This is a genomic window from Rufibacter sediminis (genome assembly GCF_014269285.1).
GTDB classification, from domain to species: Bacteria; Bacteroidota; Bacteroidia; order Cytophagales; family Hymenobacteraceae; genus Nibribacter; species Nibribacter sediminis.
On record NZ_JACOAF010000004.1, the window covers coordinates 177,040 to 194,646 of the forward strand.

Here is a 17,607-nt window from a genome sequence, read left to right on the forward strand (position 1 = left end):
ACTTAAAAGTGTTGCAAAAGGAACGCTAAAACTTGAAATTAACTCTAATTATTGATGCTTTTTCATTATGAAGTCTAAAAGGATCATAGCTCATATTATTGACTCTCTTGGAAGAGGAGGAGCTGAAACCCTATTAGTGGGAGTTGTTAAAGCTCTAACTGAATTTGAACATATTATATTTAGCTTAAAACCAGTAAATGATTTCTGTGAGGAACTCGAAGGTGTAAAAGTGATTTTTTATGATTTCAGAGGAATTCAGTCACTTCCAACTACTTCTTTATCTATTAGAAAGCTAATTTTAAAATATAACGTAGATGTTGTTCATGCACATTTATATTGGTCTTCTATAGTGTCAAGATTTGCTACTCCTTCAAATATAAAATTGTTTAACTCCTATCATAATATTTTGTATAGTCGAATTGGTGCAAACTATCCGTTGCATTCCAGACTTTTAGACAAACTGACCTATACTAGCCGAGTTAATATTTTTTGTGTTTCAAGTGAAGTTAAACGTGACGTAATGCGCTATATTGGTGCAACCCAGAATGTCACCGTTCTTTATAATTATATTGAAGATGTATTTTTTGACCGATATCGAGAGTATAATGATAATTTTAAAAAACTAAAATTTGTTGCGGTAGGTAATTTGAAGTCGCAAAAAAATTATGAGGTTATTATTAGGGCTTTTGCGTTGTTTAATGAAAAATTTGGGAGTGAAACAATAATTCTTGATGTATTTGGTAAAGGTGAACTATTGCATCATTTAATTAAATTGTCGGAAGAATTAAAAGTAGATAATGTGCGATTTGTAGGTGCTGTTTCTAATGTTTCAGACCATTTGCCAAATTATAATGGTTATATTCTTTCATCCACTCATGAAGGTTTTGGTATTGCAGTCGCTGAAGCTATGGCAGTTGGTTTGCCTTTGATTCTATCTGATATTCCTGTTTTGCAGGAAGTTACTTCTGGTAATGCCTACTTTTTCAATCCTGCTGATCAAAATAGTTTGCTTAAAGTCCTTAGTTCAATTAATTCTGATAAATCAAAACTTAAAGGTATGTCTGTTTTAGGAAGAGAAATTAGCCAAGCTTTTAGGAAAGATTTATATATGAAAACATTGTCAGGATATTATTCTTGATGAAAGTTTTAACTTGATATTTAGATGGAAACTAATAGAAAGAATGTTCTCCTGTTAATCCCAACTTTTACTGAAGGAGGAGCTCAGAAGATGGTCTATGAAATAGGGAAAATCCTTAGTGAAAGATATAATGTATATGAATGCTCCTATGATGCATTTGGAGAACCTCATGTCTTCAAAAATGACAATAAGATATTATCGCTTGAATCACCTCATAGCGGTTCTCTTTTCCAAAAGTTGACTGATTATCCAAAGAAAATCAGCAGACTAAGGAAGATTAAAAAGAAGTATAAAATTGATGTTACCATAAGTAATTTATGGAGTGCTGATTTAGTGAATATTTTGTCTGGAACTAATGATAAAACTATTTCTATTGGCCATATAAGTATTTTAGGCAACTTTCAAAATAGGCTTTTATTGAAGTATCGTAAGTTTGGAAGATTCATTTATAGCAGATTTGATAAAATTATTGCAGTCAATGAAGCACTTATGCATGAACTCAGGGAGGTATTTGAGATCCCAGCTGCTAAAATTGAGTATATAAATAACTTTATAGCATTCCCCAAGGATTTACCTCCTCATACTGCCAGACATGATACTAAAAAGAGATTAGTCAATGTAGGTAGGTTAAATCCAATTAAAAACCAAGAACCACTTTTAAAAATTTTTAAAAATTTAAAATTACAATTTCCTAACCTGCAGCTTATATTTATAGGAAATGGCCCCTTAGAGGAGCAGTTAAAAGGCAAAGCAAATGAACTGAATATGCATGTATCCTCTTCTTTTGATAACTCAGAAGCAGATGTGATTTTTACAGGGTTTGTAGATCCGTACAAGTTCATGGGAGGCTGTGACATATTTGTTTTTCCTTCAAAATCTGAAGGTTTACCCTTAGTGATGGTGGAGGCTATGTACGCTGAGTTGCCAATGGTTACTAGTGATTGCCCCACTGGTGGTCCTCATGTGGTGATGGAAGGGAAAAACACTTTTGTGCTGGAACGTACTGATGTGGAAGAAACAAAATACGGCTACTTGATGCCTATACCAGATGAAGAGAAGGAGACTACCTTAAAAGTTTGGCAACAGATTATATCTGAACTCCTGATAAATGAAGACAAACGTCTGCAAATGGGAAAGGAAGCCAAACGAAGATCTCTTGATTTCTCAGTCGAAAAAATAAAGGATCAGTATTTCAAGGCAGTAGAAGACCTGTTGAAGTAGGTAAGAAGGATGGATTGAGGTAGGCTGAAAACTTCTACTAGTAGAAAAACATTAGCAAATGGATCGTAGAAAATATAAGAAAGGTAGATTCTGCTACTGTCTTGAAATGTATATATCAAACTTGTTATAATAGCGTGTGCAAGAAATGATTTAAACAGATAATTTTAAACCACCAAGGGTAATTTAGGTTATTTGCCCATTGTAAATACTGGAGCTTCTAACAAGACTCCATAAAAATTTTAAAGAAGAGCCTTTTTTGGTGATTCTATAACAGGAATATAAAGGGAATAATGAACGTTTTATACATCACTTATGATGGCATTACTGATCATATTGGGCAGTCGCAAGTAGCACCCTATTTAATCGGTTTATCGGCGAAGGGGCATGAAATTACACTTCTGAGTGCCGAAAAGATGGAGCGGACCGATATAATAGATCGGTACAAGAAAATATTTTCGGAAGCAGGGGTTGAATGGCATTATGTGCCATATCATAAAAATCCACCAGTAGTGTCATCAATTTATGATGTGTTCAACATGCGGAAAGTTGCCAAAAAGCTTATCGCTAAGAATAATATAGAGGCAACCCATTGCCGTAGCTATGTGGCTGCGTTGGTCGGGCTACATTTCAAAAGAAAGGCTGGTATCAAATTCATTTTTGATATGCGTGATTTTTGGCCAGATGCCAGAAGGGAAATCAAGGTCTTTGATGTGGAGAAAAATCCCATGCACAAAGCCGTGTACCAGTACTTCAAAAAACAAGAAAAGGCATTTTTGCAGGAGTCAGACCATATTGTTAGCTTGACAGAGGCGGGGAAAAGGGTAATGGCCGAATGGAAACAGGAGGGCATGAGCATTAATGCGCCTATATCAGTTATCCCTTGTTGCGCCGATTTCAATTTCTACAACAGAGATAGATTAGATCCTGTTAGAATCAAGGAAGTTAGAAAGTCGTTAGGGATCAACGAAGGTGATTTTGTTTTGAATTACCTGGGAAGCTTAGGGGCAGCATATCTCACTGATGAGATGATGGACGTCTATAAGGTTTTATTAGCTAAAAAGCCGTCAGCCAAATTTCTCATCATAGCGAACAATGACCATCATCTTGCTATTCAATCAGCTGAGAGAAGAGGCATTCCCGCCGATAGGCTTATTGTGATCAAAGGCAACAAAGAGGAGGTGCCATATTTGATAGCTCAGGCAGACCTATCTCTGTTTTTTATCATTCCATCCTTTGCTAAACAAGCCTGCTCACCTACCAAGCTGGCAGAACTATTGGCCATGAATATACCTGTGATAGGTAATACCAAAATTGGAGATGTTGATGAAATCCTGCGCCTTGAAAAGAACAATTCTGCTGTGATGAAAGCATTTACTACAGAAGAATATGATGCCGTTTTGTCTCAGGTTCTGCAGAAAATAAGCCAAGGGAATGACCATATTAGAAATACTGCAGAAAACTTTTCACTTGAATGTGGTATTGATTTGTACAATAAAGTGTACCATTCTTTAGCCCGCTAATTACTACCTATGAAAATACTTTTTATTGTTCCCTATCCTTATGATAAAGCTCCTAGCCAAAGGCTTAAGTTTGAGCAATATGTGCCTATTTTTAAGCAAAAAGGATATCAAATAGAGTACAGTACCTTTTATGATGAAAAGGCGTGGTCTGTGATTTATAAAAAGGGTAACTTTTTCAACAAAGTACTGGCAGTTCTGAGAGGCTATTTCAGGAGAATAGGCGATTTATTCAGGTTGAGGGAGTATGATCTTGTATACGTTCACCTGTGGGTGACTCCCATTGGACCTCCTATTTTTGAGTGGATTTACTCAAAAGTAGCCAAGACCATGATATATGATATTGATGATTTGGTATTTCTCAATTCTGCTAACCACATGGCGTGGTGGAAAAAGATTCTTAGTAGCGGAAAGAAGCCTATTTATTTGATGAAGCATAGCGGGCATGTTTTTACTGGTACGCCCTATCTGAACGATTTCGCTAAAAAGCATAACCCCAATTCAACAGATATTTCTGTGACTATGGATACAGATAGGTATATCCCTGTAAATACCTATACAAATGGCGACAAAGTAGTGGTGGGTTGGAGCGGAAGTATAAGTACCGCACCTTATCTATATCTTTTGCAGGATGTTTTAAAAGAAGTAAATAGTATTCACCCGTTTAAATTACTTGTAATTGGTGACAGAAGGTTTAATATAGAGGGGCTAGACATAGAAACTCTTGATTGGACCCAGGAAAAAGAAATCCCTACTTTGCAGCGGATGGACATAGGGCTTTACCCATTGCCTTTAGATGATGAGTGGGTATTAGGGAAAAGTGGGGGGAAGGCATTGCAATACATGGCCGTAGGAGTACCGGCTATTGCCACAGCTATTGGTGCAAATTATAGAGTAATTGAAGATGGAGTATCTGGCTTCCTCGTTAAGACTAAAGAGGAATGGAAGGAAAAGCTTTTGTACCTCTTGCAAAATCCTGATGAGAGAAAAAGAATAGGTCTAGCTGGGCGTGAAAGGATTGAAGAGTACTTTTCTGTTAAGAATAATGCTTCTGTTTATTTGAAGGTATTGCAAGATGTTATATAAGGTTATTTGATTATCTAAAATGTACGCCCCTTCCTCAAAGGCTGTGTTAGTTAAGCAAAGGCTTAACTAACACAGCCTTTTTACTTTACTGCAAATGATTTTAGAGGAGGTATCTTATTTTATTAAGTTTTGGCTACTTATACCTGATTTTCAGTTATTAAACCTTTTTAAGTAATAATGGCCTTTTCATATTAGTCGACCTTCTTGCCCTCTGGTGGTATAATTTTTCTTTGTAAAGTATGCATAAGAAGAGTAGATAAAAAGGCATTATTGGAATCTTGTATCTAACTAAAGTTCCAAAGTTTCCAGAAGAAATTCCAACCATAAATGCGAATGTCAGGCTAAACAATAAGCAAAAATGTATAATTGGTGAGTTCCAGATTATAGATAAGGACTTAGATAACCCTTTCTTAAATAGTAAGTAGAGAGTGAAATAAAGGAACAACATACTTTCAGCAGATGCAAAAAGTATGAAAGGTTTCAAGTATTCCCAAGGATATGGACGAAATAAACTTATATTGATGCCTTGTGGAATTGCCAAAAGGATTCCAGCTGGTGAAGAGAAATCAACTTCTAGTGAATAAGCAGAACCTGCATTTATCTCCTGGATATAATAAGCTGTTTGAGTGGCAGTGTCGAGTACGTTATCAACAGAGTACCTGCCAAATAATTGATCAGCGTATTGTAAGAAGAGCCCCATGCTTCCTATGCCAATTAGGATGAGAAAAGGTGTGCTGAGAATTCGTATAAAAGGATTCTTTATTTGGCTCTTATTACTGTTTATGGCATATATTATAAAGAAAGGCACGAAAGCAGCTATGATGTAGAGTTTTATAAAGTAAATAAAGATAATACTTATCAGAATGCCAATGATATTTGATATTACGTTAGTTTTTTTTATGAAGACATAGTGCCCGCATATAAACAACCACAGAAGGGCTGTAAAAGTAATTGTGTCCTTGAAAATACCAGATCCCCAAACTAATACTGAAGGGATATAAAGAGTGGAATATGCTGCAACTTTAACAGGTATTTTGAATTCGTTTATGATAAATATAAAGAAATTCCATAGCCCCATAAACGCTGCTGTGCAAAAGAACACGGCACAGGGTAGAAAATAGTTGAAAGATAATATGTTGAAAATAGCTGCAATCTTGCTAACCGTGAAAGACTCATTTGCAAATAAATGGGCACTTGCTCCATTAAGGCCTGCCTTGTTTGTTAAATTAAAAGTCTTTAGATCTTGGGCAATCACAGTGAATAGCTCATTGGGATAATCCGTCCAATAGGACAAAAGCATTTTGGCTCCTTCAAAATAATATCTTCCATCATATGATCCATTATAGTAGTACTGATATATCATAGAAATGGAGATACAACCAAAAAGCTTTAGAGTCAATGCTCTGTTGAAATGACGCTTTAATATTTTATTTCCTCCATGCTTCTTCTTGAAATACACACTCATCAGAATTACTACTACTACAAGATAAATTGGTAGTAGTAGATAATCTTGAAAGAAAAGGAATTGATTTCTCATGATTTGTGTGTCTATTCTTTAAGGTTCAAATGAAAGCTCTTATAAGTTAATTGGGTAATTATCGCTTGTAATACAAGATGTTTTTATCTCCTTAACTTATAAATATTGCCCTTTAAGAGTGTTTGTAAAATTGAGAACATCCTTACTTAACCTTCCTATTCTTCTTTAAATACGCTTTCGCTTCTTTCTCGGCGTCAGACTTTGAGTCAGCTAGTTTCAGGACTACCTCATAGTACTGTTTGGCCTGGCGTACGTTCTTCTCTTTGTCGCAGATCCGGGCTAGGTTAACGAAGGAAGAGATGTAGTAACCAGATTCCTGCTCGTTGATCTGCTCTGCAAAGCTAATACATTGTTGATAGTAACTCCTCGCTTTGGCGTAATCCCTGTTGCGGTATTGATGGATATAGCCCAAGTAGAAGCTGGCGTAGCGCCCGCTGATGGCTTCGTAGCCGAAGACTTTGCGGTTGATCTTGTCCAGAATCTGGGTGGAGAGCTGCTCGGCCACGGCAAAGTTGCCTTCAGTGAAGGCCATGCGGGCGTAGAAGCGCTGGAAGTAGGGGTTGTCTGGGTAGGTGCTGGCCAAGTACTGCGCCAGAGACATCGCCGAAGCTCCGTTTTTGGCATCGTTTGCGTAAATCTTCATCAAAAAGAACTTCGCTTCCGTGCCAGTGTAGAAGCCGTTAAACGCTACTTGTTGGAGCTGTTTCAAGCCTAAGTTCTTGTTGCCTTTCGGGAAGAAGTAGAGGATGGGGCGGAGCAGAGGATAGTGTTCATGTATCCAGACGGCGTAGTAGTTGAAGAGCGCTTCGCCGAACAGGAACTCGTCGCTCAGGCCGTTGGCTTTCTTGCTTTTCTGCAGGTAATCCAGAGCCCGGTTGCTCATGATGGCTGCTTTACGCCAATTCTTGCGTTCAGCGTGGAGACGAGCCCCAAAGCCGTTGGCGGCGGAAAGAAAGAAAGCGGCTTCCAGGTTCTTGTTATCTTTTTCGTAGAGGTTCTCCGCCAGAGTAATAGTGGTGTCTATGTAGGCTAGGAAGTAATTGTCATAGCGGGTGTCCGTGATATTGGAGGGTACCATTTTCCACCATTGGCTCAGACCAATCAGGAAATACGGCATGGGGTGCTTGGGGTACCGGCGGCGCAAGGATTTGAACTGCTTTTCAGCGGTTTCAAACTTGAAGTTGTACATGTTGTCAACGGCCCCGCCCAGTTCGTTCATGATGCTCTCGTTCAGCAGAAGCCAGCCTTTGATGTCCAGGGCCTGGGGCAGCACGTCTACCGAGTCCAGAATGATACTGGCCTGGAGGGAATCTAGCAGTTTCTGATCAATCTGTTTGGTGGAGTCAGGTACCTGCGCCTGCGCCTGTAAGAAGCTGATGAGGAAAAGAACGAAGAAAAGTACCTTTTTCATTAATTTTTCAATACTGTCAAAATTCTCCTGACGGCACAAGGGCGTAAGGCATTGGGGTGTAAAATCAAGCTGTCCCCACAACATGCATTTGCCTTAGGAGGGTTCAATTTCCGTAGAAACCCCGAGTTTGTTTTTGCCTTGGTTTTCCAAAAGTACGGCCAAAACGAGCGTATTCGCTAGAGAGAAAACCATTACTTTTGAAAAAACGCTGAACAATGGAATTATTGCGCCAACTCTGCCAAATACATGCCCCGTCTGGGAACGAAGTGAAGATGAAAGAATTCTTGCTGACGTACGTGCAGGAACAGCAGGGAAACTGGAAAGTACAACCCCAGATTATCCAGGGAGAAGGGTTTCAGGATTGCCTGTTGCTGGTGTTCGGGAAGCCACGCACGGTCATTTTCGCCCATATGGATTCCATCGGGTTTATGGTGCGCTATGGGAAACAACTCATCCGGATAGGGGGGGCGGTGGCCGAGACCGGGTTTCAGCTGGTCGGCGAAGACAGTCAGGGGAAGATTGAGTGTACGCTGGAGGTGGACGAGGAAGAACGCGAGATGAGCTACCGCTTTGAGCGGGAGATTGACCGGGGCACCGAGTTGGTTTTTAAGCCTGATTTTAGAGAAACAGCCGAAACCGTGCAGTGTTGCTACCTGGACAACCGGTTGGGGGTGTGGAATGCCTTGCAGGTTGCCCCAACGCTGGAGAACGGGATCATTGCGTTCGGGTGCTGGGAGGAAACGGGCGGTGGCTCGGTAGGCTATCTGGCCAAGTACATCCATGAGACCTATGGCGTTACCCAAGCCCTGATCTCAGACATCACCTGGGTGACCGAAGGGGTGCAGGCCGGGCAGGGTGTGGCCATATCGTTGCGCGACTCGTTGATTCCGCGCCGCAGCTATGTGCAGAAGATCATCAAAATCGCGCAAGAGGCAAAAATCCCATTTCAGGTAGAAGTGGAGAGTGCCGGCGGCTCAGACGGGAAAGAATTGCACTACGGCAATATCCCCTGGGATTGGTGCTTCATAGGCGCTCCGGAAGACAACGTGCATTCTCCGGATGAGATCGTGCACAAGAAAGACATTTACGCCATGGTGGAGCTGTATAAGGTGTTGATGCAGAAACTGTAAAGCTCTTAGGATAGAGTATAGAGTATATTTGTTTTTTAGGTTAGAAACAGTAGCTTGCATAGAGCTTCAAAGCTGAGAATCCAACCTAACCTAACAAAGCCTTACTCTATGCAGACAATTCTCTACGCCATTCCCGCATTCGGGCTGGTTGCCTTGTTGTACACTGCCATAAAATCGGCGTGGGTGACCAAACAAGATGCCGGCGATGAAAAGATGAGCACCATTGCCCGGTACATCGCTGAAGGAGCGATGGCTTTCCTGAAGGCCGAGTACCGCGTGCTCACCATCTTTGCCATTATTGCTTCTCTCTTTCTTTTCTATTTAGGGTACGTGGGCGAGAAATCCTCGCCCATTATTGTGGTAGCCTTTCTGATTGGAGCCGTTTTCTCGGCTTTGGCCGGTTTCATAGGCATGCGTATTGCCACCAAAGCCAACGTGAGAACCGCCCAGGCCGCCAAGACAAGCTTGTCCAAAGCCCTGAATGTTTCCTTTGGCGGCGGAGCCGTGATGGGCATGGGCGTAGCGGGCTTGGCGGTGTTGGGCTTGGGTTCTCTGTTCATCGCCTTTTACTATTGGTTTGTGCAACGGCTAGGGGCCTCGGCCAGCAGTGAGGAAATGGAAACCGCGCTGGAGGTGTTGACCGGATTTTCGTTGGGTGCCGAGAGCATTGCCTTGTTCGCCCGTGTAGGCGGCGGCATTTATACCAAAGCGGCCGACGTAGGCGCAGATCTGGTGGGGAAAGTGGAAGCTGGAATTCCGGAGGATGATCCCCGTAACCCCGCCACCATCGCCGATAACGTAGGCGACAACGTGGGCGACGTAGCCGGCATGGGCGCGGATTTGTTCGGGTCTTACGTGGCTACCATCCTGGCCACCATGGTATTGGGCCGCGAAATCACCGTCACCGATAACTTCGGAGGCTTGTCGCCCATCATCCTGCCTATGCTTATCGCCGGGTTGGGTATTCTTTTCTCCATGATCGGGACGTTTTTTGTGCGCGTGAAGGAGGGCGGCAATGTGCAGGCGGCCCTGAACATGGGCAACTGGTCATCGGTGGCGTTAACGGCCATTGCCTCTTATTTCGTCATTGACTGGCTCATGCCCGAGACCCTCACTCTGCGGGGTTATGAATTCACTTCCATGGGTATCTTCTGGGCCGTGATCATTGGCTTGATTGTGGGAACACTGATCTCCATCATCACCGAGTATTACACCGCCATGGGCAAGAAGCCGGTAAATTCCATTGTGCAGCAATCTTCCACGGGCGCGGCTACCAATATCATTGCGGGCTTAAGCGTGGGCATGATGAGCACGGCTCTGCCGATCATCGTGTTGGCGGCCGGAATCGTCTTTTCTTACGCTGTGGCCGGGTTATACGGCGTGGCCATTGCCGCCGCCGGCATGATGGCCACCACGGCCATGCAATTGGCCATCGATGCCTTCGGGCCGATTGCCGACAACGCGGGTGGTATCGCCGAGATGAGCGAACTGCCCAAGGAAGTGCGGGAACGCACCGATATCTTGGATGCCGTGGGCAACACCACTGCGGCCACCGGGAAGGGTTTTGCCATTGCTTCGGCGGCCCTCACCTCGCTCGCTTTGTTTGCGGCCTTTGTGGGAATCTCCGGCATCAGCACCATTGACTTGTACAAAGCGCCAGTTCTGGCCGGTTTGTTCATTGGGGGCATGATTCCGTTCGTCTTCTCGGCGCTGGCCATCAGTGCGGTGGGTCGGGCGGCCATGGCCATGGTGCAGGAAGTGCGCCGTCAGTTCCGCGAAATCCCCGGCATTATGGAAGGCACCGGCAAGCCGGAGTACGACAAGTGCGTGGCTATCTCCACCCAAGCCGCCATCCGGGAAATGATGCTGCCGGGGGCCATTGCCTTAGTAGTGCCCTTGATTGTGGGTTTTGGCTTGCGCGGCGTGTTTAAAGAGGTGTCCAGCGCCGAGATTCTGGGCGGTGTATTGGCCGGCGTTACAGTGGCGGGCGTTTTGATGGCGATTTTCCAATCCAATGCCGGAGGCGCCTGGGACAACGCGAAAAAGTCTTTTGAAAAAGGCGTGATGATCAACGGCGTGATGGAATACAAAGGCTCCGATCCGCACAAAGCCTCGGTGACCGGCGATACCGTGGGTGATCCGTTCAAAGACACCTCAGGCCCGTCCATGAACATCCTCATCAAATTGATGTCCATCGTGTCATTGGTGATTGCCCCGCACATCGCCGTCCGGGAAACTCCGCCTCCGGCTCCGGAGAACCGCCTGGAGGTGGAAACTACCTCTCTGCGCACAGATCAAGGTGAGGTAACCAATTCTTCCGATTTTACCGCTGTTTTGGGAAATCGCCCCTAAAACGATGCCCATCTCTGGAGGGTAACTCCTCGGGAGATGGGCTTTTAGATTAATATTCAAAGTATACTATATAAAATTCAAGCTAAGCTATAACGGAAAGGGTATGCAAAATTTTGATGTTTCGGTTTCAGTGAGTGCCAAAAAAGTAACGGCTGTTTTAGGGGCGATCATTGCCGGGTTAATTCTGTTGGGCGGACTTTCGCTTAGCGTCAAGACCTTCACGCAGTATGAAAATGCCTTAGGCATTGTGCCGCTGTTTGATCTTGACAGCGAAAACTCCATTCCGGCGTACTTTTCTTCCTTCAACCTGGCGGTGGCCGCAGGGCTTTTGTTTCTGATTTACCTGCATGCCAAAGCCGGCAAGAGCAAATTCCAGCTGCCGTGGCTATTCCTGGCCCTCATTTTCTTAGCCTTGTCCATTGACGAAACCGTTGCCATCCATGAGCTTTTCGCCTACCTGATCATCAACAAATACCTAAGTGTCAGCGGACCTGGGCAGTATGCCTGGGCCATCATGGGGAGCATTACGGTGCTGGTTTTTTTGGTACTGTACGGGCGGTTTATTTTCCATCTGCCCCTGAAAACCAGAATCTATTTTTTTGTGGCCGGAGCCGTGTACATCATGGGGGCGTTGGGCATGGAGGCGGTGGGCGGGTACCTGTCGGTTAAAGATTCTCCTTTCTATGGCTTGGAAGTGATGGTGGAAGAAGGGCTGGAGATGCTGGGGATCTGGCTTTTCATCAAAGCGCTGCTGAACTACATAGAAACGTATCTGGTAACGAGTGGCGGGGCCATCTTCCGTCCGATGAAGGAAACGCTCGCCACGCCAAAACTGGCGGTGCACAGAACGCTCCCCGTTAACCAGGAGGCAAATCTGGGCCTGGAGGAAGTTGGGCAGTGAGCTAGCCGGGCCATATTAGCCAGAAATAGGGGAGACTCAATCGCCTCTGCTTTGAAGCCTTACATGCAGGGGGCGGCTAGCTTTTAGATAAGCCGAATTCAACAGAAAAGGGTTTGCCGCTTTTAATTTAGGGCAGTTTTACGCAAATTTGGTGCTTTCTATTCCTAAAGCAGATGCATCATCCTCCGGTAACCATCCAAGACAAGCAGTTCAGTATCTATCTTCCTGAGCGGAAAATCCTTCATAGCGTGGAGATTGTGGCTGCCCGCCTCAGCCACGACTACCGCGGAAAGCAACCGCTGTTTCTGTCGGTGCTGAACGGGTCTTTCATGTTCGCCTCGGACCTGATGAAAGAGATGAGCATTCCCTGCGAGATTTCCTTCGTACGGCTCTCGTCCTATGCAGACATGCAAAGCACGGGGCAGGTCAAAGAGCTCATCGGGCTGAAGGAGGAGATCAGAGGCCGTCACGTGGTGGTGGTGGAGGACATCGTGGATACCGGGCACACCGTGGCCGGGCTGCTGCCGCAGTTGCACCAGAAAGGAGCCGCCTCCGTGGAAGTGGCCACCCTGCTCATCAAACCCGATAGCCTGCAACATGACCTGCACATCAAATATCCGGCTATGTCCATCGCCAACGACTTTGTGGTGGGGTACGGACTGGATTACAACGGCCTGGGCCGCAACCTGCGCGACATCTACAAGGTGATGTAGGCACGGTTTCCGTTTTAAGCCTGTTTTCTGAAAATCGGCTCTGAAACGGAAGTGCGTGGCAGCGCGGGTCGCCTGAAAAGCTGTCATTTCCAAGATTTTATTCTTACTTTTGTTTTCTCACAATTTCCATACTCATGCTGAACATCGTACTCTTCGGTCCTCCAGGGGCAGGCAAAGGCACGCAGAGCCAGAAATTAATTGAAAAATACGGGCTGATTCACCTTTCTACCGGTGATTTGTTGCGTTCTGAGATTTCTCAGGGAACGGAACTGGGCCTAAAAGCGAAGGGTCTGATGGACGCGGGCTTATTGGTGCCGGACGAAGTGGTGATTGGCATGATTGAATCCAAGATTGCCGACAACCGTTCTGCGGCCGGGTTCATCTTTGACGGATTTCCCCGCACCGTGCCGCAGGCCGAGGCGCTGGACCAACTGCTGGAGAAATACGACCAGGGTATCAGCTGCATGATTGCCCTGCAGGTAGACGAAGAAGAACTGGTGAAACGTTTGTTGCTCCGTGGCCAGACCTCCGGTCGGCCCGATGACGCAGACGAGACCCTCATCCAGAAACGGGTGCAGGAGTACAACACCAAAACGGCGCCGGTGGCCAACTACTACGCCCAGCAGAACAAGTTCTACGCGGTAGACGGCATTGGCGAAATTGACGAGATTTTCGCAAAAAGCTGCGAAATCATTGGTGCCTGCCAGGTAGCCTTAAACAAGTAAAAGAGAGGTCTGCGGCAGAGAAGGAACGATTTCCATCTGTTCTTCTGTTCTGACAAGACGTTTATTTCTGATAGATTATTCTGGAAGCATTCTCCTGGTGGGAATGCTTCCTTGTTAACATAGCATTTACTTTACCAATACCACAGTGTCATCATCCAACTTCATTGACTACGTCAAAATCTGCTGCCGATCCGGGCACGGCGGCGGCGGCTCAGCCCACCTGCACCGCGACAAGAAAACTGCCCACGGCGGCCCAGACGGCGGTGACGGAGGCCGGGGAGGGCACATCATTCTCAAAGGCAATTCCCAACTCTGGACCCTGCTGCACTTGCAGTACCAGAAACACGTGATTGCCGAGAACGGCGGGCACGGCGGGCCCAGCCACTCCAGCGGTGCGTTCGGGAAGGACATCGTGCTGGAAGTGCCCATCGGGACCGTCGCCAGAGACGCTGAGACCGGTGAGGTGAAGGCTGAGATCACCGAACACGGACAGATGGAGATCATCACGCCTGGCGGCCGCGGCGGCTTAGGCAACTCGCACTTCAAATCGTCTACCAACCAGACGCCGCTCTACGCCCAACCCGGCGAGCCCGGCCTGGAGGAGTGGACCATTCTGGAGCTGAAACTACTCGCCGATGTAGGCTTGGTGGGCTTCCCGAACGCCGGGAAATCAACGCTGCTGTCGGTGGTGTCGGCGGCCACGCCTAAGATTGCCAATTACCCGTTCACCACGCTGGTGCCTAACCTGGGCGTAGTGGCCTACCGCGACTACAAATCCTTCGTGATGGCCGACATTCCCGGAATCATTGAAGGCGCCTCGGAAGGGAAGGGCCTGGGCATCCGGTTCCTGAAGCACATTGAGCGGAACTCCATCCTGCTGTTCATGATCTCGGTGGAAAGCCCCGATATTGCCGAGGAATACGAGATTCTGGTGAACGAACTGCGGACCTATAACCCTGAGCTGCTGCACAAACAGCGCCTGCTGGCCATCACCAAAACCGACCTCATTGACGACGAGCTGGAAGCCGAGATGCGGGCCACCCTGCCCACTGACCTGCCCACCGTGTTCATCTCCAGCATGATCAACAAGAACATCATGCAACTGAAAGACATGATCTGGAAGGCCTTGAACAACGCGTAGGTTTTGGCCCTCTTTTTCCCAAAACACCCTTAAAACGGAGAAAAGCTCGGCTGCTGCCAACCGGATGCGGTAGCGGCAGGGCTGCCATTCCTGCGCTTCAGGCCGAGGGCGTTTTTGCGCCAAAAATGCCAGAATGACATAAAAACGGGTTTGGCAAAATAGTTGCCCCCTGTCAGGCACCCAGAATAGAAGTAAAATCTGTAAGGATAAAGACGATATATGAGTACAGCAGCTGAACAAAATCCTCAAGAACAAGAGAACCTACAGCCTGAGAACACCGAGGCGGCAGAATCTACGGCCACGGAGCAGACAGAACAGCAGGCCCCTGAAGCAACCGCCGCGTCTTCTGACAACGGCACTTCAGAAGCCGATGAGCTCCGTGACAAGTACCTGCGCCTGCACGCTGAGTTTGACAACTTCAGACGCCGTACGTCCAAAGAGCGCCTGGAGCTGTTTAAAACCGCCAATCAGGAACTGATGGTGGCCTTGATTCCGGTGCTGGATGATCTGGAGCGTGCCCAGGCAGCCATGAAAGATGCCCAGGATGTGAACGCCGTGCGCGAAGGCGTGGAACTGGTGTTTAGTAAGTTCCAGAACCTGTTGCAGCAGAAAGGCCTGAAGGCGATGGATGCCGTGGGCCAGCCGTTTGACGCGGAGGTGCACGAAGCCATCACCAAGATTCCGGCCCCTTCAGACGAGATGAAAGGCAAAGTGATTGACCAAGTAGAGAAAGGATATTACCTCAATGACAAAGTGGTTCGCTTTGCCAAGGTGGTGATTGGAGCATAAGAAGCCATGGCAACCAAAAGAGATTATTATGAAGTACTGGGCGTAGCCAAAGGGGCCACGGCGGATGAGATCAAGAAAGCGTACCGCAAGATCGCGATCAAGTTTCACCCCGATAAGAACCCCGATGACCCTACGGCCGAGGATAAATTTAAGGAAGCCGCAGAAGCCTACGAAGTCCTGAGCGACGAGCAGAAGCGCCAGCGCTACGACCAGTTCGGGCACCAGGGCGTGAACGGAGGCGGCTACGGTGGTGGCGGTGGCATGAACATGGAAGACATTTTCTCCCAGTTCGGTGACATCTTCGGCGGCGGCGGAGGCGGCGGTTTCGAGAGCTTCTTCGGGGGCGGCGGACAGCGCGGCGGACGCCGGGTACGCAAAGGCAGCAACCTGCGCATCAAACTCAAGCTCAACCTGGAGGAAGTAGCCAAAGGCGTTGAGAAGAAAATCAAGGTAAAACGCTACGAAGCCTGCAACGTCTGCGACGGAAACGGTTCCAAAAACGGCACGGCTCTGAACACCTGCGGTACCTGCCAAGGCCAGGGCCAGGTGAAACGCGTGGTGAACACCATGCTGGGCCAGATGGTATCGGCTAGCACGTGCCCTACCTGTAACGGCGAAGGCAAAACCGTAAGCCAGAAATGTGATGCCTGCCACGGCGAAGGCCGTCAGCTTCGCGAAGAGGTGATTTCCATCAACGTTCCCGCCGGCGTAGCCGATGGCATGCAGCTCTCCATGGGCGGCAAAGGAAACGTGCCCGAGCGCGGCGGTATCCCCGGCGACCTGTTGATCCAGATAGAGGAAGAACAGCACCCCACTCTGCGCCGCGATGGCAATAACGTTATGTTTGAGCAGTACGTGAGCTTTGTGGACGCTACGTTGGGCGCGAGTGTGGAAGTGCCCACCATTGAAGGCAAGGTGAAGATCAAGATCGATCCAGGTACCCAGTCCGGCAAGATCCTGCGCCTGCGCGGCAAAGGTATCCCCGACATCAACGGCTACGCCAAAGGCGACCAGCTCATCCACATCAACGTCTGGACCCCTAAGAACGTGAACCCCGAGGAACGCCAGATCCTGGAGCGCCTCCGCGAGTCCCAGAACTTCGTGCCCAACCCCGGCAAGAACGAAAAAGGCTTCTTCGAGAAAATGAAGGAGTACTTTCAGTAAAATTAGTTCTGAGTCTTGAGTCCAGAGTTCTGAGTCAAGAAATAGACACAACGCCCGCTTTCTTCACAGGAAGCGGGCATTGTTGTTATAGGCCTGATTTTCAAAAAAGGAGGGCAAAACCACTTCCAGTCCCTCCTAAGCTAGAAGGGGAGTTTTCCGATGTTGCATTTTGGACCTATTTTCAAAAAAGAAGCCCCAAAACGCCACTCACCTCAACCCTCTCAGGAAGGGAATTCTCGCTTAAGTTATTCTTCAACCCAATTGCCAATTTACCAGTTTCTATCTATCACGTCCGCAGTACGATGAAGGCATTGCAGCAGAACAAGCAGTAATCAGGCTTTTGCAAGTCCCATGCTTCGGGCCGCCTGCGTAGCCCGGAGCATAGGACTTGCACGCAAGAACGTGACAAGCAGCAACGGCTTACGTCTGCTATGAAACAGAGGACGGCTGCGAGGTGTCATGATTATTGAAGAAAAGACTGTCTGAGCGTCAGCGAGTTTCTTTTCTTCATGATTCTTTTGGTTACTTTTCTCATCCAGGAGAAAAGTGACAAACGCGGGCAGACCGCGACTCCAGCCTCAAGGCTTGGTAAGACGGAAGTGAAGAGTAAAGACGGATAGCAAACCGGAAAAGCAGTCATGGTCGTTGGTGAAAACACCAACAACGGCGGGAGAATCTTAGGCAATGGTGAGAACCCAAACGCAATAAAGCTATCTCTTTCAGACAAAAGCCTTTGCTACTTTCAGCATCTTTTCCTGAAAACCGCCTGAAAACGGAACTCC

The 17,607-nt window shown here is 46.8% G+C and carries 14 protein-coding genes; 12 read left to right on the forward strand and 2 right to left on the reverse strand.

The annotated features are described in order from the left end of the window. The first annotated feature begins 67 nt into the window (after positions 1-67). From H7U12_RS02390 to H7U12_RS02405, 4 genes are all read left to right on the forward strand, one after another. Positions 68-1,138, forward strand: a complete 1,071-nt coding sequence (locus H7U12_RS02390; protein ID WP_186632293.1) for a glycosyltransferase — start codon at positions 68-70, stop codon at positions 1,136-1,138. A gap of 24 nt (positions 1,139-1,162) precedes the next feature. Further along, positions 1,163-2,359, forward strand: a complete 1,197-nt coding sequence (locus tag H7U12_RS02395; RefSeq protein WP_186632296.1) for a glycosyltransferase — start codon at positions 1,163-1,165, stop codon at positions 2,357-2,359. A gap of 290 nt (positions 2,360-2,649) precedes the next feature. Beyond that, positions 2,650-3,879 carry a glycosyltransferase gene (locus tag H7U12_RS02400; protein ID WP_186632299.1) on the forward strand — a complete coding sequence of 410 codons (1,230 nt, stop codon included), beginning with the start codon at positions 2,650-2,652 and terminating at the stop codon, positions 3,877-3,879. Between the two features lie 9 nt (positions 3,880-3,888). Then, positions 3,889-4,962, forward strand: coding sequence for a glycosyltransferase (locus H7U12_RS02405; protein WP_186632302.1), 1,074 nt, complete (start codon positions 3,889-3,891; stop codon positions 4,960-4,962). Positions 4,963-5,119: 157 nt separating this feature from the next. On the opposite strand, the gene H7U12_RS02410 is transcribed toward H7U12_RS02405, so the two are convergent. Beyond that, positions 5,120-6,499, reverse strand: a complete 1,380-nt coding sequence (locus tag H7U12_RS02410; protein WP_186632306.1) for a hypothetical protein — start codon at positions 6,497-6,499, stop codon at positions 5,120-5,122. Between the two features lie 142 nt (positions 6,500-6,641). Next, positions 6,642-7,910 (reverse strand): tetratricopeptide repeat protein, encoded by a 1,269-nt coding sequence (locus H7U12_RS02415; protein WP_186632310.1) that lies wholly within the window; start codon positions 7,908-7,910, stop codon positions 6,642-6,644. A gap of 215 nt (positions 7,911-8,125) precedes the next feature. Between H7U12_RS02415 and H7U12_RS02420 the strand changes: the two genes are divergently transcribed. From H7U12_RS02420 to dnaJ, 8 genes are all read left to right on the forward strand, one after another. Further along, positions 8,126-9,040 (forward strand): M20/M25/M40 family metallo-hydrolase, encoded by a 915-nt coding sequence (locus H7U12_RS02420; protein ID WP_186632313.1) that lies wholly within the window; start codon positions 8,126-8,128, stop codon positions 9,038-9,040. A gap of 108 nt (positions 9,041-9,148) precedes the next feature. Next, positions 9,149-11,392 (forward strand): sodium-translocating pyrophosphatase, encoded by a 2,244-nt coding sequence (locus H7U12_RS02425; protein ID WP_186632316.1) that lies wholly within the window; start codon positions 9,149-9,151, stop codon positions 11,390-11,392. A 103-nt stretch (positions 11,393-11,495) separates the two neighbouring features. Further along, positions 11,496-12,293, forward strand: coding sequence for a hypothetical protein (locus H7U12_RS02430; protein WP_186632319.1), 798 nt, complete (start codon positions 11,496-11,498; stop codon positions 12,291-12,293). Positions 12,294-12,466: 173 nt separating this feature from the next. After that, positions 12,467-13,006 (forward strand): hypoxanthine phosphoribosyltransferase, encoded by a 540-nt coding sequence (gene hpt / locus H7U12_RS02435; RefSeq protein ID WP_186632322.1) that lies wholly within the window; start codon positions 12,467-12,469, stop codon positions 13,004-13,006. A gap of 134 nt (positions 13,007-13,140) precedes the next feature. Beyond that, a complete protein-coding gene (locus tag H7U12_RS02440) occupies positions 13,141-13,731 on the forward strand; it encodes an adenylate kinase (protein WP_186632326.1) in 591 nt (196 codons plus the stop codon). Between the two features lie 145 nt (positions 13,732-13,876). After that, positions 13,877-14,872, forward strand: a complete 996-nt coding sequence (gene obgE / locus H7U12_RS02445) for a GTPase ObgE (protein WP_186632328.1) — start codon at positions 13,877-13,879, stop codon at positions 14,870-14,872. Positions 14,873-15,091: 219 nt separating this feature from the next. After that, positions 15,092-15,661 carry a nucleotide exchange factor GrpE gene (locus H7U12_RS02450; protein WP_186632332.1) on the forward strand — a complete coding sequence of 190 codons (570 nt, stop codon included), beginning with the start codon at positions 15,092-15,094 and terminating at the stop codon, positions 15,659-15,661. Between the two features lie 6 nt (positions 15,662-15,667). Continuing rightward, positions 15,668-16,825: a molecular chaperone DnaJ gene (dnaJ, locus tag H7U12_RS02455; protein WP_186632337.1), complete on the forward strand. Its 1,158-nt coding sequence runs from the start codon at positions 15,668-15,670 to the stop codon at positions 16,823-16,825. Positions 16,826-17,607 lie beyond the last annotated feature (782 nt).